This is a genomic window from Amycolatopsis sp. NPDC043885, assembly GCF_056435685.1.
Map to the genome: position 1 here is coordinate 163702 of NZ_JBWKEA010000019.1, position 14581 is coordinate 178282.

General features: G+C 68.5%; 15 protein-coding genes. 2 read left to right on the forward strand and 13 right to left on the reverse strand.

Annotated features, from left to right (window positions below):
- Window positions 1-14 precede the first annotated feature (14 nt).
- From AC069I_RS36900 to AC069I_RS36910, 3 genes are read right to left on the reverse strand one after another with little or no spacing between them, the layout of a single operon-like run.
- The gene (locus tag AC069I_RS36900; protein WP_125675560.1) at window positions 15-455 is read right to left on the reverse strand and encodes an SRPBCC family protein; all 441 of its coding nucleotides are present in this window, start codon (window positions 453-455) and stop codon (window positions 15-17) included.
- 27 nt (window positions 456-482) lie between these two features.
- Entirely contained in the window at window positions 483-1271 is a 789-nt protein-coding gene (locus tag AC069I_RS36905; protein WP_478229994.1) for a metallophosphoesterase family protein, read from the reverse strand.
- 8 nt (window positions 1272-1279) lie between these two features.
- Window positions 1280-1690 carry a polyketide cyclase / dehydrase and lipid transport gene (locus AC069I_RS36910; protein ID WP_378436573.1) on the reverse strand — a complete coding sequence of 137 codons (411 nt, stop codon included), beginning with the start codon at window positions 1688-1690 and terminating at the stop codon, window positions 1280-1282.
- 125 nt (window positions 1691-1815) lie between these two features.
- Between AC069I_RS36910 and AC069I_RS36915 the strand changes: the two genes are divergently transcribed.
- Window positions 1816-3606: an AMP-dependent synthetase/ligase gene (locus AC069I_RS36915; protein ID WP_478229993.1), complete on the forward strand. Its 1791-nt coding sequence runs from the start codon at window positions 1816-1818 to the stop codon at window positions 3604-3606.
- Window positions 3607-3740: 134 nt separating this feature from the next.
- Here the strand turns inward: AC069I_RS36915 and AC069I_RS36920 are convergent, their stop codons facing one another.
- From AC069I_RS36920 to AC069I_RS36930, 3 genes are all read right to left on the reverse strand, one after another.
- Window positions 3741-4835, reverse strand: coding sequence for an FAD-dependent oxidoreductase (locus tag AC069I_RS36920; protein WP_478267433.1), 1095 nt, complete (start codon window positions 4833-4835; stop codon window positions 3741-3743).
- A 65-nt stretch (window positions 4836-4900) separates the two neighbouring features.
- Window positions 4901-5842, reverse strand: coding sequence for a ferritin-like domain-containing protein (locus AC069I_RS36925; RefSeq protein WP_478267434.1), 942 nt, complete (start codon window positions 5840-5842; stop codon window positions 4901-4903).
- An 87-nt stretch (window positions 5843-5929) separates the two neighbouring features.
- Window positions 5930-7174: an aspartate aminotransferase type Ic gene (locus AC069I_RS36930; protein WP_478229990.1), complete on the reverse strand. Its 1245-nt coding sequence runs from the start codon at window positions 7172-7174 to the stop codon at window positions 5930-5932.
- Between the two features lie 176 nt (window positions 7175-7350).
- Here AC069I_RS36930 and AC069I_RS36935 point away from each other — a divergent pair, with 176 nt between their 5' ends.
- A complete protein-coding gene (locus tag AC069I_RS36935; protein WP_478233618.1) occupies window positions 7351-7854 on the forward strand; it encodes a hypothetical protein in 504 nt (167 codons plus the stop codon).
- Here AC069I_RS36935 and AC069I_RS36940 read toward each other — a convergent pair whose 3' ends face one another.
- Genes AC069I_RS36940 through AC069I_RS36970 form a run of 7 tightly spaced genes read right to left on the reverse strand, consistent with a single transcriptional unit; the run spans window position 7855 to window position 14520 of the window.
- On the reverse strand, window positions 7855-8349 hold the full coding sequence (locus AC069I_RS36940) for a hypothetical protein (RefSeq protein ID WP_478229988.1): 495 nt from the start codon (window positions 8347-8349) through the stop codon (window positions 7855-7857).
- On the reverse strand, window positions 8346-8834 hold the full coding sequence (locus AC069I_RS36945; protein ID WP_478267435.1) for a hypothetical protein: 489 nt from the start codon (window positions 8832-8834) through the stop codon (window positions 8346-8348). The genes AC069I_RS36940 and AC069I_RS36945 overlap by 4 nt, the downstream gene beginning before the upstream one ends.
- Window positions 8834-10069, reverse strand: a complete 1236-nt coding sequence (locus AC069I_RS36950; RefSeq protein ID WP_478229986.1) for an MCE family protein — start codon at window positions 10067-10069, stop codon at window positions 8834-8836. The genes AC069I_RS36945 and AC069I_RS36950 overlap by 1 nt, the downstream gene beginning before the upstream one ends.
- Window positions 10066-11271 (reverse strand): MCE family protein, encoded by a 1206-nt coding sequence (locus AC069I_RS36955; protein ID WP_478233616.1) that lies wholly within the window; start codon window positions 11269-11271, stop codon window positions 10066-10068. Before AC069I_RS36955 ends, AC069I_RS36950 begins: the two co-directional genes overlap by 4 nt.
- Window positions 11268-12458, reverse strand: a complete 1191-nt coding sequence (locus AC069I_RS36960) for an MCE family protein (RefSeq protein ID WP_478267436.1) — start codon at window positions 12456-12458, stop codon at window positions 11268-11270. The genes AC069I_RS36955 and AC069I_RS36960 overlap by 4 nt, the downstream gene beginning before the upstream one ends.
- On the reverse strand, window positions 12455-13486 hold the full coding sequence (locus AC069I_RS36965) for an MCE family protein (RefSeq protein WP_478229983.1): 1032 nt from the start codon (window positions 13484-13486) through the stop codon (window positions 12455-12457). Before AC069I_RS36965 ends, AC069I_RS36960 begins: the two co-directional genes overlap by 4 nt.
- Window positions 13483-14520 (reverse strand): MCE family protein, encoded by a 1038-nt coding sequence (locus AC069I_RS36970; protein ID WP_478230035.1) that lies wholly within the window; start codon window positions 14518-14520, stop codon window positions 13483-13485. Before AC069I_RS36970 ends, AC069I_RS36965 begins: the two co-directional genes overlap by 4 nt.
- Window positions 14521-14581 lie beyond the last annotated feature (61 nt).

Below are 14581 nucleotides of genomic sequence, written 5' to 3' on the forward strand. Positions count from 1 at the left end.
GCCTACCCTTCGACTCAGGATGCTTCAGCGCGCTTCTTGAGCTCCTTGAGCGCGGTGTCCATGACCATCTTCTCGGCCTTGCGGCGCAGCAGCCCGATCATCGGCAGCGCCAGCTCGACGGACAGCGTATACGTGACCTTGGTGCGGCCGGCGCCCAGCGCTTCGAGGGCGTAGCGGCCGTTCTGGGCCTTCTGCATCTGCCCCTTGACCAGGTGCCAGCTGACTCCGTGGCCGTCGGCGTCCCAGTCGTACTCGAGGGTGTAGACGTCTTTGATGGGCCCGGCGTCGAGGGTGAGTTTCACCTGCTTGGCGCGACCGTTGTCGTCCTCGGCGAGGACCTCGGTCTCCCGGACGGCCTTGGCCCATTCCGGGTACGCGGGGAAGTCGGCGATGACGGCCATGACCCGCGCGGGCTCGGCGTCGACCTCGATGGACTGCGTGGACTGCTCGGCCATGCCCCGAACTCTAGCCGGGACCGACCGTCACCAGCGAAGCACGTAGGGCTGAGAGGTCTCTTTGAAGTGACCGACGTTACGGCATTCGGTCCTGCCGACCCTCGTCCGCGGGGTCAGCGGCTGGTGGACGTGCCCGAAGACCGACCAGCGCGGCCGCTGCTCGCGGATGAGATCCACCAGCGCCGCCGACCCGATCTCGGATCGCCGCGCGATCACGTCGTAGGTCAGTTCCGGGATGGCGGGCGGGATGTGGGTGCACAGGACGTCCACGTCCGCCAGCCCGGCGACCGCGGCGTCGTACTCCTCCCGAGTGCGCAGGTACGGCCGCCAGAAGCCGTTGCGGCGCGGGACCACGTTCGGCGGGAGGAGCGCGCCGCCGATGAACCCGAAGCGCAGCCCGCCGAACTCGGCGACGTCGCCGTCGAGGACGGTGATGCCGTCGCCGGCGAACTCGGGCCACAGCGACGGGTCGTCGACGTTGCCGGGGGTCGCGAACGTCGGCGCGGTCAGCGCCCCGAACAGGACGGCGTACTGGTCTTGGATCGCCTCGCCGACCGCGCCGGCGGGATCGGCCAAAGTGGCCCACAACGATCGCGAGAAGGCAACGGTCTCATCACGAGTGCCCTCACGCCGCAGCCGCGCGAATTCGCCGACCTTCTCGGCGCCGAACAGCGCGCCCATGATGCCCTTGTCGTGCTCGCGGTAGTCGACGAAGTCCAGCAGGTCGCCCAGCACGATCAGCGCGTCGGCGCCGTCGCCCGCGCGTTTGAGCGCGTCGGCGTTGCCGTGCACATCCGACACCACGTGAACCCGCATGCTCTCCCCTACTCGGCCCGGGGACCGACCCCGGGCTCGCGCCCGTCCTCGAGGACCTCTTTGAGCCCGAGCGCGATGGCCTTGGCGGCACGGGCCCTGCGGTCGAACTCCCGCCGCAGGTCACGGGGCTGGAGCACGCGCGGCGCCCCGTCCGGACCGGCGGGAGTGGCGCGCAGGAAGTAGTGCAGCAAAGTGCCGTCGAGCACCGGCTCGAGCCAGACCTCCATGGTACCGATCAAGGCACCGCGCACCGTCCAGCGCAATCCTTCGTCGCCGCGGTCGGTGTAGACCTCGAGAACGAGGTCCGGCCAGTAACGTGACCAAGATCGCGGATCGGCGAAAGCGGCGGCCACGGTGGAGGGCGGGACCACGAGGAAGGTCTCGTCAACGATGTCGAGAGCTGGCGGCGCCTGGTTCACAGCGGCAGAATGTCATGTCCTGGGTATGGCCGATTCGTCAGCATGGTCTTAAGGTGCACGGCACGCTAAGTTGACTTGCGGGTAACACCGGTCACACCACTTGCACGCGAACACGGAGGTTCCTCGTGCGCGAATACAGCGCCCCCGCCGCCAATCCGGTGACCGACGACGAGAATCTCGCCGACGTCGTCTGGGCGAACGCGGAGCGGTTCTCCGATGTCGTGAGTTTCCGCCGCCAGGTCGACGGTACCTGGTTGGACGTCACCGCCAAAGACTTCGCCGCCCAGGTTCTGGCCGTGGCCAAGGGAATGGCCGCGGCGGGCATCGCTCCGGGCGACCGGGTCGGGCTCATGTCCAAGACCCGCTACGAATGGACCCTGATCGACTTCGCGATCTGGGCCGCCGGCGCGGTCACCGTCCCGATCTACGACACGTCCTCGGCCGAGCAGGTCCACTGGATCCTCTCGGACTCGGCCGCGAAGGCCGTGTTCGTCGAGACCGACGACCACGTCGCGACGCTCGAATCCGTCAAGGGCCGCCTCGACGCGCTGGAGCACACCTGGCAGATCGAGGCAGGCGCCGTCGACCAGCTCACCAAGCAGGGCGCCGAGCTGAGCGACGACGACCTGCACGAGCGGCGCCGCACGGTGAAGGCCGGCGACCTGGCCACGATCGTGTACACCTCGGGCACGACCGGCCGCCCCAAGGGTGTCGAGCTGACCCATCGGAACCTCCTCGCCGAGATCCGCGCCGACATCGCCGCGTTCCCGCAGCTGATGGAGCAGGGCAACTCGCTGCTGGTGTTCCTGCCGCTCGCGCACGTCCTCGCGCGCGCCATCGCGGTGACCGCGCTCAGCGCGCGGGTGACCCTCGGGCACACCTCGGACGTCAAGAACCTCGTCGCCGACCTCGGCACCTTCCGCCCGACGTTCGTCGTCGCCGTGCCGCGGGTGTTCGAGAAGGTCTACAACGGCGCGAAGCAGAAGGCGCACGGTGACGGCAAGGGCAAGATCTTCGACGCCGCCGAAGCCACTGCCGTCGCGTACAGCCAGGCCCAGGACACCGGCGGCGCCGGGCTCGGCCTCAAGATCAAGCACGCGCTGTTCGACAAGCTGGTGTTCAGCAAGCTGCGCGCGGCCCTCGGCGGCCGGTGCGTGGCCGCGGTGTCCGGCGGTGCGCCGCTCGGCGTGCGGCTCGCGCACTTCTTCCGCGGCATCGGTGTCCCGGTGTTCGAGGGCTACGGCCTGACCGAGACGTCCGCCGCGGCCTGCGTCGGCACCCAGGACGGGTTCCGCGTCGGCACCGTGGGGCGTCCGGTCGCCGGCACCTCGGTGCGGATCGCCGACGACGGCGAGATCCTGCTGAAGGGCGACGTCGTCTTCGGCGGCTACTTCAACAACGCCGAAGCGACCGCGGAAGCGCTCGAGGACGGCTGGTTCCACACCGGCGACCTCGGCGAGCTGGACAGCGACGGGTTCCTCAAGATCACCGGGCGCAAGAAGGAGATCATCGTGACCGCGGGCGGCAAGAACGTCGCCCCGTCCGGGCTCGAAGACACCATCAAGGCCAGCCCGCTGGTCAGCCAGGCGATGGTCGTCGGCGACCAGCGGCCGTTCATCGGCGCGCTGATCACCATCGACGAGGAGTACTTCCCGTCGTGGAAGTCGCAGCACGGCAAGCCCGCCGACGCCACGGTGTCCGACCTGGCCGGCGACGCCGAGCTGCGCGCCGAGATCCAGCAGGCCGTGGATCAGGCCAACAGCGCGGTGTCGCAGGCCGAGGCGATCAAGAAGTTCACGATCCTCTCGAAGGACTTCACCGAGGCCGGCGGGGAGATCACGCCGAGCCTGAAGCTGAAGCGCAACATCGTGAACAAGAACTACGCGACCGACATCGAAGCCCTGTACAAGAAGTAGCTTTTCGTCCGTGAAGGCCTCCTTCCCTACCCTGAAGGTAGGGAAGGAGGCCTTCACGGAATTCGGACCTGCACCCGGCACGCCAAGGGGGCTGAAGGACGCTTTCGCCGCGTGACATGTGGTGAAAGCGTCCTTCAGCCGATCTTCGCGTCCCAGTCGATGTGGTGCCGGTACAGCCAGTTCCGGTCCCGGTCGGACGTCGTCCCCGACGACACCGCCGCGCTGCCGGCCACCAGCTCCTCCACCCGCGCCCGCCGCAGCCGCTCGTAGGCCGCGAAAGCCGTTGGGGCGTCGGGAAGATCCCGCAGACACTGGGCGAGGACGACGCTGTCCTCCAGCGCCATCGACGCGCCCTGACCCGCGGCGGGCGAGGCCGCGTGCGCCGCGTCGCCCACGAGGACCATCGAGGCGTTGAACCACACCGGCGTCGAGGGGACATCGTACGAATGCCCGCCGAAGACGTCGTCTCCCGTGGACTCGATGATTTCCGCGGCAGGCAACGGTTCCCCGTCGAAAGCGGCGAAAGCGGCCGAGCGCCATTCGGCGGGCGACAGGCCGGAGCGCACGCCTTCGGCCGTGGGAAGGCGCGCGAACCAGTACGTCGCGCCGTCGGGCGTGCTCGTGTAGCCGAAGAAGGCGTGCAGGCTCTGAATCATCCGATAGAGGGACGGCGCCTGCGGGATGCCCGGGTCGGTCGTGTAGCCGTAGACGACGTCGAGGCCCGTCGAGCGCGGAGGCGGGCAGTCCGGGTCGATGATGGTCCGGACGACCGACCGCAGCCCGTCGGCGCCGATCAGGATGTCGCCTTCGGCCACGGAACCGTCCTCGAAGCGAGCGACCCCCGGCGTGGCGGAAACCAGCCGTTTCCCGCGTTCGAAGGTGATCCCGCGCGAGATCGTCTCCTCTTGCAGCGCACGGTAAAGCGACGCTCGCGTCATCGTGCGTGGCCCGGCGAGACCGTCGATGTCGAAGGAACGCCGTTCGACGGTCCGCCCGTCCGGCGTCACGAGTTCCAGGCCCACCGCGCCGAAGGAGTTGTCGATCACCGGTGCCTCGGCGCCGATCGCGCGCAGGGCGTCCATGCCGTTGTGCATGATCGTCAGGAACGCGCCCGCGTCCTCGCCGCCGGACGGGTACGCCTCGTGGACGCTCGCTTCGATCCCGGCCCGCCGCAACGCCATCGCGGTCACCGTGCCCGAGATCCCGCCGCCGATGATCACAGCCTTCACCGCTGACCCCCTGTCGTGTCGCCGTCACCCGACGGTACCGGGAAACGGCGACCCGACAGAGGCGTTCACGCGCCGCCGCTGGCGACGATGTCCCCGTTGACCCCCTTGGGGAAGAACCCGCCCTCCTGCACCGGACCGGGGTTCAGGTAGACGACGTTCAGCACCCGGTCGGCGCCGCGGCCGAAACAGATGCCGTTGTTGTCGGTCGGCACGATGTTGGCCTGGTTGCCGAGCAGGATGCCCTGGTCGTCGTCACCGGGGCCGTCGAGGGCGTCGCGGGCGTTGGAGATCTTGGCCGCCGCGTCACCGAGGCCGCGGTCGAACAGCGAGGTCCGGATGGTGGCCGCGTGATAGGCCTCGGCGGCCAGGATGCCCGCGGCCGCGTCCAGGAACGTCTTGTTGGTGATCAGCGGCGCGGCGCCCTTGTAGGCCGTCACGCCGACATCCTCGAACAGGAACGCCGCCAGCAGGAAGTTCTTCTCGTTGGCGAACGGGTCGAACTGCTGGTACTCGCTGATCAGCCCGGCCGCGCGAGCGGCGGCGGTGAAGCTGTCCTTGAGGTCGATCTCTGGCCGCGACACCGCCGCCTCACCCAAAGCACCACGCAGGAACTTGACGTGCGCGACCTCGTCGCCCGCGATCTCCTTCGCGAACTGGTGCAGCGTCTTGTCGTGGAACATCACCTTCTTGCCGCCGACGACGCCGCCCTGGGCGCCGACGCCGCCGGTGAGGTCGTCCGGCAAACCGCGGCCGTGGACGGCGAAGGAGTAGAACTCGGCTTCGAGGTACTCCAGGTTGAGCGCGAAGTTGAGCACGGCCGCGTCGCTGGGGGCAGCAGCAGCGGCCTCACCTGTCGCCGAAGCGGACGAAGTGGCCTGCACCCCGAGGTAGGTGGCGCCGACGACACCCAGCCCGGCCGCGCCGGCGGCCTTCAGGAACCGGCGGCGATCCGTGCGGTTCTCGGCGCTGCGCGAGATCAGGGTACGAACGAAGGGCTTTCCGAACACGAGTGGTTCCTCTCGTCTTTGCGGTGCACACCCACCCACTCGGACGTTCGGAACCACCCGTGACCCGGATTGGAAAAGATCTCGAACTTATTTCTTCGTCGCCGCGGCAAGGCGGACGCAGACGGCGAGGCCGCGGATGGCCTCTTCGACTTCGGCCAGCTCAGGGTACGTCGGCGCGATGCGGATGACGGCGTCGTCGGGGTCGTCGCCGTACGGGTGGGTCGCGCCGGCCGGGGTCAGGGCGATGCCCGCCTCCTTGGCCAGCCGCACGACCTCCTTGGCGGTCCCGGACGGCACGGTCAGCGAGATGAAGTACCCGCCGGTCGGCTTGGTCCAGGACGCGAGGCCCGATTCGGCCAGTTCCTTGGTCAGGATCTCGTCGACGGCCGCGAACTTCGGCCCGATGAGCTCGGCGTGCTTGCGCATGTGCTCGCGGACGCCGTCCTCGTCGCGCAGGAACAGCGCGTGGCGGAGCTGGTTGACCTTGTCCGGGCCGATGGTCCGCTTGCCGATGAGGCCGGTCCACCAGGCCAGGTTCGCCTCGGAGGCGCCGAAGAAGCCGACGCCACCGCCCGCGTAGGTGACCTTCGAGGTGGAGCCGAAGACGAACACGCGGTCGGCGTTGCCCGCCTCGGTGGCCAGCGCGAGCAGGTCCGCCAGCCGCGCCTCGTCCTCGGTGAGGTGGTGCACGGCGTAGGCGTTGTCCCAGAAGATCCGGAAGTCCGGGGCGGCGGTGGTCATCGTCGCCAGGCGGCGCACGGTGTCGTCGCTGTAGGTGACGCCGGTCGGGTTGCTGTACTTCGGCACGCACCAGATGCCCTTGACCGCGGCGTCCTCTGCGACGAGGCGCTCGACGACGTCCATGTCCGGGCCGGTCTCGGTGAGCGGCACCTGGATCAGCTCGATCCCGAAACGCTCGGCCAGCGCGAAGTGGCGGTCGTAGCCCGGCACGGGGCACAGGAACTTGACGCTCGGCTCGTCGGCCCAGCGGCGCTCGGCGCCCGGGAGCTTGCTGAGGTAGGCCTGCACGATCGAGTCGTGCATCAGCTCCAGGCTGGAGTTGCCCGCGGCCAGCAGCTGCTCGGCCGGGACCTGCAGCGGCCCGGCGAAGATGCGGCGGAGCTCGGGCAGGCCCTTGAGGCCGCCGTAGTTGCGAACGTCCGTGCCGTCCTCAGCCTTGCGCACGTCTCCGGGGAGAGCGAGCAGCCCATCGGCGAGGTCCAGCTGACGAGGGGACGGCTTGCCGCGGGTGATGTCCAGGGAGAGGCCACGGTCGACGAGGGCCGCGTAGTCGCGGCGGGCGCTCTCGACATCGACAGGTGCAGTGGTCATGCCTAACGCTAAACCCGGGGGCGGTCCGACGTGAGACGAGGGTGGCCCTAGGCCCGCGCGCACAAGATCCGATAACGGTTCCGGCGTGTTTTTCAGCATTCGTAACGAGGCCAAATCCCCTATTGGGACGACCACCGTTCCCGCATTCTCGATAGCACGAGGAAAAGGGGAGAAAAATGGGAGCGAAGAACCGGGTCGCGGTGACACTGATGGCGGCGGGCGCGCTGGCCGCGTGCGCGGTACCCACGCAGGGAACGGCGGCACCGGCCGTCACGGTGGCACCGCCGCCGAACACGATCGTGATCCAGCCACCGGCGGTCGCGGCTCCGCCCCAGACGGTTTATGTCGCACCGCCGACGACACAGACGGTCTATCCCGCACCGGCGGTTCCGGTGGCACAAACGGTGATCGCGTACTACGACGCGCTCAACCGGCGTGATTTCCTCACCGCGTGGAATCTCGGCGGGCAACGGCTGGCGAAAGGCGGCACTTATGCCTCCTACGTCAAGGGATTCGCGACGACTTCCTGGGCCGACCTCACCGTGACGGGCGTGAGCGGGAACACCGTGCACGTCCATCTTTCGGCTCGCCAGACCGATGGTTCGCTGCGTACTTTTTCCGGTTCTTACACCGTTTCCGGCGGCGCGATCGCCGGCGCGAACATGAAACGTGTCTCCTGATCACAGCGGGGTGAGCCGCGAGATCTTCCACCGGCCGTCGATCCGGACCGCCGCGACCGAAAGCTGCGACACCGAAGACTGCGGGGCGCCGCCGCCCGCGGTGAGCGTCTGCTGGTCGAGGAACAGCAGCACTTCCGCCTCGTCTCCGCGCAGGGACCGGACGCCGAGCGACCGGACCGTCGTCGTCCGCACGAGCTTCTGTTCCTCGGCCCGTTCGCGCGCCGAGGCGAACTGGTCCCGGTACTGGCCGGTCGCCTCGCCGGTCAGCACGTCGGCGGCGGCCCGCTCGGTTCGCGCGAGGTTGCTGTAGTCGTAGGAAAACACGGCCTTCACCCCGGCGCCGACCTGATCCGCGACCTCGGCCGTGGCGGCTTGGTCCACCAGCGCCGCGTTGCCGTCCGAGCCCAGCGAAGACGCCTCGATGCCGAACCACACCGCGCAGCCGGTCGCCAGCGCGATGATCGCGATCAGAATCCGCGGGACGCGCCCGGTCATGATCCCGCCGCCTGGACCGCGCTGACCTTCCAGCCGCCCTCGACGCGCTGGTAGTCCACGGTCAGCCTGCTCACCTTGGGCACGGCCGAGCCGCCGCCGGTGCTGACCCGCACGTCCAGCACGGCCATCAGCCGCGCCGTCCCGGCGGCGGCGTCGAGTTCGGTGACCGCGGCCTGCTTGAGCTCGGCGGTGGCGACGGTCTTGCTCGCGGTCGCCCGGTCGATCTGGATCTGCCGGTCGCCGGTGAGGTCCTTGCCGAGCCGTCCCGTGGTGACGCCGAGCCAGCGGTCGACGTCCTGGGCGCCGCTGCGGTGGTCGATCGTGTTGAGCACTTCGAGCTGACCGGACGCTGCGGCCAGGACGGCTTCGCGTTCCCGGCCCCTGGCCAGACCGTCGTCCCGGGCGGCGCTCCACCACGACCAGCCGAACCAGGCGGCCGCGAGGACCGCCAGCGCGGCGACGACGGTGAGGGCACGGGTGAGCACTACTTGCCGCCCAGCAACGCGCCCAGTCCGCCCGGCGCGGACCCGGTCAGCAGGCTCAGCACACCCGGCAGCTGAGCGGATTCCGCCGCCTGCGGGGTCTGCTTCGGCCGCTCCGGGACCGCGGGCGGCTTTCCCGCGTACGGGGCGTTCTGCGAGCCTCGTACGCCGGTGGGGCTTCCTGGTGGCTCGGCGCAGTACGCCTGGGTGTTCACCGGCGCCTCGGTGGTGTCGTTGGCGGGACGCTGTTTCGTGCCCTCGTAACCCTTCGTGCACGAGACCGGGTCGAAGAAGTTGAACACCACGCCCAGGTGACCGGTGCCGTCCGGCGATGTCGAGCGCGAGAACGCCGAGATGATCGGGTACGCGACGAGCAGTTCCTCGATCGCGTCGGTGCGGGCGGACGTGATCTGGGCCGTCGTGAGCGTGTTCGCGAACAGCACGCCGAGGTCGGTCCCGGAGACCGCGAGCACGTCGCTGATCTGGCGGCTCAGCTTGGGTGCCTCGTCGATCACGCGCCGCAGATCCGGGTCGGACGTCTTCAGCTGCGCGGCGATCGTCTTGAGCCCGCTGGAGAACTGGGTGATGTTGTCCGCTTGCCGACGCTGGGTGTCCAGCACCGTCCGCGAGTTGGCGAGCAGGCCTTGGGTGTCGGGCAGGTACTGGGTCGCGGTCGCGGTGAGGGAACCGGTGCTGTTCAGCAGCTGCCGCAGGTCCGGGCCCGCGTTCGCGAAGGCCTCGTAGGTCTCGTCGACGACGGTCTTCAACGATTCCGGCTTCACACTCGACACCAGCTTGTCCAAATTGGACAGGACGGTGTCCGGCGCGAGCGGGATCGAGGTCTTGTCCCGCTTGATGACCGATCCCTCGGTGAGGTACGGCCCGTTTTCGTGCATGGGCAGCAGATCGACGTACTGCTCCCCCACCGCCGACCGGTTCGCGACCGCGGCCTTGGTGTCCGCGGGGATCTTCGGCGCGCCGGAGTCGATGTCGAGGCCCAGGTCGATGCCGTGCTCGGTGAGTGTCATCGACGCGACCTTGCCGACCGCGACACCGCGGTAGGAGACCTCGGCGTTGACGAAGATCCCGCCCGAGTCCACGAGCTGCGCGGTGACGAGGTAGCCGCGAGTGCCGAAGAGCCGGTCCAGCCCGGCGTACTTGCCGCCCGCGTAGACGACCGAAACCACCGCGATGACGACGAACGCCGCCAGCTGGAACCTGGTCTTGCGCGTGATCACCGGCCACCTCCGAGCAGCGGTCCGAGGATCCCGCCGAGCACGCCGCCCAGTACATCCCCTTGGGGCGTTCGGGGAACCTGAGGGAGATCACCGGCGGGCAGCGGCAGCACCGGCGGCGCGGCACCGTTGTTGAACGGGATCGCGCCGGGGGTGCCGGTGCCCTGGGTACCGGGCAGCTGGATGATCGGCTGCGACGAGTTGTTCATGTTCTCCAGGAACGTGTCCAGGTTCAGGTCGATCTTGGCTTCCACGTTCGCGTAGTCGCCCTTGATCACGTTGCCCGCGTAGTCCGGGAACGGGTACGTGAGCAGGATCCGCAGCGCCGTCGGCAGATCCTGGCCCGCCTCGGTCAGCTTCCGCAGCGTCGGCTGCAACGCGCGGAGGTTCGCGACCAGCGTGTCCTTGCTCGCCTTGATCGTCTCGGTGGCGACCCCGGAAAGGGTGTTGAGCGACTGCAGCATGCCGACCAGCTGATCCCGTTGCTCGGTCACGACCTTGAGCCCCGGCGAGAGATTGTCGAGCGCGTTCGTGAGGTTCTGCGTCTGGCCGACCAGGGTTTTGGACAGCTTGTCGAGGCCGTCGATGGCGCGCAGGATCTCACCCTTGTGCCCGTCGAGTTCGGTGGCCAGTTTGTCCACTTGGGACAGCAGGGAGCGGACCTCGGCCTCGTTGCCGGTGAGCGCTTCGTTGAGTTCATGGCTGATCTTCTGGATCTGCTCGACGCCGCCGCCGTTGAGCAGCAGGGAAAGCGCGCCGAGGACCTCTTCGACCTCGGGGTTGCGGTTCGTGCGGTCCAGCGGGATCTTCGCGCCCTCGGCGAGCGTTCCCTCGGGCTTCTCGGGGGCGTGCAGGTCGACGAACTTCTCGCCGAGCAGGCTGGACTGCCGCAGCTCGGCGCGCGCGTTCGCGGGCAGCGGGATGTCGCCGTTGACGACCATGCTCACCCACGCCGAACGCGTGTCCGGCGCGAGATCGATCTTCTCGACGCGGCCGACCGGGACGTCGTTGACCTTCACACTCGCCTGCGGCACCAGGTCGAGGACGTCGGAGAACTGCGCGGAGAGCCGGTACGGGTGGTCGCCGAGATCCGCTCCACCCGGCAAGGGCGTGTTGTACAGCCCCGAAAAACCGCCGTCACCGCAGCCGGCCAGCACGAGGACGCCCGCCATCACTCCCGCGATCTTCTGCCGTTGCCGCCTCATTTCGGGAGCCCCTTCGTCATGACGTCGACGAGCGGGAGCGGCAGCGGTGGAAGTTCGCCGCTCTGCAGTGAGGCCAGCACCTGCGGGACCGACGGGAGTTTCAGCGTGCCGTCGAGGACCGGCGCGAGCTGTTTGCAGATGTTGCCCAGCGCGTCCGGAATCGGTTTCGGCGTGCTCGCGCTGATCAGGCGGCACACGGTCAGGATCGGCGGATGCGTCAGCTCGTTCAGGTTGTCCCGCACCGCGATGGTGCCGGACGCGGCGTCGTAGGAGTTGATGAAGTTGGTCGCCCCGGTCGGCGCGATGTCGATCACCTCGGCGAGCGACGCCCGCTGGTCCACGAGCACCTTCGTCAGCCCGGCCAGTTTGTCCACATTGGACGAGAGAAGATCCTTGTTCTCCGCGACGAACTTCTCGACGTCGCCCATCGCCGTCGCCAGGGAGTTCAGCGCGGCACCCACGTCGGCGGAATCCGCGGCGAGGAAACCGCTGACGTCCGCGGCCCGGCGGTAGAACTCGTTGAGCTGCTTGTCGCTTTCGGCCAGCGCGCCGGTGAAGGAGTTCAGGTTCTGCACGGTGGTGAACAGGTCGCCTTTGGAGCTGTCCAAGGTCTTCGCCAGTTCGGACAGCCGTGTCACCGTGGTGTTGAGGTTCTTCCCGTTGCCGTCGAGGTTCGCCGCCGCGGTGTCCAGCAGATCCGACAACGCGCCGTTCTTGTTGGCACCGTTGGGTCCCAGACTGGTCGAGAGCTTGTCGAGACTCGTGTAGAGGTCGTCCAGTTCGGCCGGCGTCGCCGTCTTCTCCTTGGCGATCACCGTGTCCGAAGCCATTTCGGGGCCGCTCTCGTACGCCGGGGTCAGCTGCACGTACCGATCGCTGACCAGGCTCGGCGCGACGACGACGGCGCCCGCGTCGGCCGGGATCGGGGTGTCGCCGTCGATCCGCATGTCGACCCGGACCGCCTCGCCCTGCGGCGTCACGCCGGTGATCTCCCCGACCTTCACCCCGAGCACCCGCACCGACGAACCCGCGTAGAGCCCGACGGCCTTCCCGAAGTAGGCGCTGATCCGTGTCCCGCCCGGTTCCTTGAACACCAGCCACAGTCCGGCGGTCAGGAGCAGCACCAGGACGCAGGCGAACGCGACCCACGTGTAGACCGTGCGCCCGGCGCGCGTGTGGATGGTCATCGTCCGCCCACCCCCTGGTTCGGCGCCGCGATCGGCGGGGTGCAGCCCTCCGGGTTCACCTGGAACGCGCCCGCGATGATCGTCGGCGGCAGCAGCCCGCACAGGTATCCCTCGAACCAGCGCCCGTTGCCGGTCGCGTTGGCGCCGACGCGGGCGAACGGCGCCATCAGTGCGAGGCTGCGGCTGAGGTTGTCCTGGTTGCGCTGCAGGATGTCGGTGACCTTGCCGAGTTTCTCCAGCGTCGGCTTCAGCTGGTGCCGGTTGTCGGCGACGAGACCGGACAGCTGCGCGGAAACCTGTTGCGTGCCCTTGAGCAAGGTGCTGATCGCGTCCTTCCGGTTCTGCAGTTCGGCGAGCAGGAGATTGCCGTCGTCGAGGATCCGTTTCAGCTGGGCGTTGCGGTCGGACAGCGTCTTGGACACCTTGCTCGTGTTGGCCAGCAACGTCTTCAGGTCACCGTCGCGTGAGGACACCGTCTTGGACAAGGAGGAAAGGCCGCTCAGCGCGTCCTTGAGGTACTGCGGGCTGTCCTTGAGCGCGTCGGAAAGGACGGTGAAACTCGACGCCAGCTGCGCGGTGTCGATCTCGCCGACCGTGCCCGACAGCTCCTGGAACGCGTCCTGCAGTTCGAACGGCGTCCGCGTGCGGTCGAGCCCGATGGTGGTGTTCGGGTCCTGGTTTCCCTTGCCCTTCGGCGTGAGCGCGAGGAACTTCTCGCCAAGCAGCGTCTTGATCTCGATCGACGCGGCGGTCGCGTCGCCGACCCGGACATCCTTGACCCGGAACTTCACCAGCACCTTCTTGCCCGCCAGCTCCACCGAGCTGACCTGGCCGACCTTGACGCCGGCGACCTGCACCTCGTTGTCCGGCGCCAGCCCGGCGGACTCGCCGAAATACGCGGAGTACGTCGTCCCGCTGCCGAACAACGGGATCCGGTCGGAGAAGTACGTCGTCGCCGTGATCAGCACGATCAGGATGAGCGTCACGCCGCCGACCACGGCCTGGTTGCGTTCCTTGAGCGGCTTCACGGCCCGCACCTCTCCGGTCGCTGCGTGCCGGGCAGCGGCGTGATCGGCAGTTCGATGTCGAGCGACTTGATGCCGATGCTGCCGGAGATCCCGCACAGGTAGTAGTTGAACCAGCTGCCGTAACTCAGCGTCCTGGTGAACTTCTGCAGGTTGCCCGGCAGCACCTGCAGGAGATGGTCGAGCAGCTGTTCCGAATCGCCGAGGTTCCGCGACAGCGCGCCGAGCTGGACGACGTCGTCCTTGAGCGCGGGCCGCGCGTCGGCGAGCAGCCCGGTCGTGGCGACGGTGAGGTCGCCCAGCGCCTTGACCGCCTCCCCGATCGGCTGCCGCTGCTCGGCCAGCCCGGTGACCAGCCGTTGGGTCTGATCGATCAGCTCGCCCAGTTCCGGCGAGCGTTTCTCGACCGTGCCGAGCACGGCGTTGAGGTTCGCGATGACGTCACCGATGATCTTGTCCTTGCCCGCGATGGCCGACGTGACCGACGCGGTGTGCGCGAGCAGGCTGGTGATCGTGCCGCCCTCGCCCTGGAAGACCTGGATGATCTCGTAGGACAGTTTGTTGACGTCCTCGGGGTTCAGCGCGCGGAAGAGCGGTTTGAACCCGTTGAACAGCACGGTCAGGTTCAACGCCGGTTTGGTGCGCTCGGGTGGGATGACCCCGCCGCGCGGCAACGACTTCTCGTCCCCGATGTCCGTGCCGAGCGACAGATACCGCTGGCCGACCAGGTTGCGGTACTTGATCGTCGCGGTCACCGACGCCGGCAACCGGTGCGAGGTCTGGACGTCGAAATGGACCTGGGCGAGGTTTTTCTCGCCCTCCTCGACCTCGATCTTGCCGACCTGGCCGACCTTCACCCCGACGATGCGGACGTCGTCGCCCTCCTTGAGCCCGGACGCGTCGGTGAACTTGGCCGTGTAGCCGGAAGTGTCGCCGAAGTTGGTGTTCGCGATGGTGGCGCCGAGGACCGCGGTGAGCAACACGGTCACCACCGCGAAGACGAGGATCTTGACCAGATCCGGGACGAAGGACCTCATCGGACCGCCCTCCCACCCGCGGGGGAAGGTGGCGGTGAGGCGTCGGTGCCGGTGGTCGTGA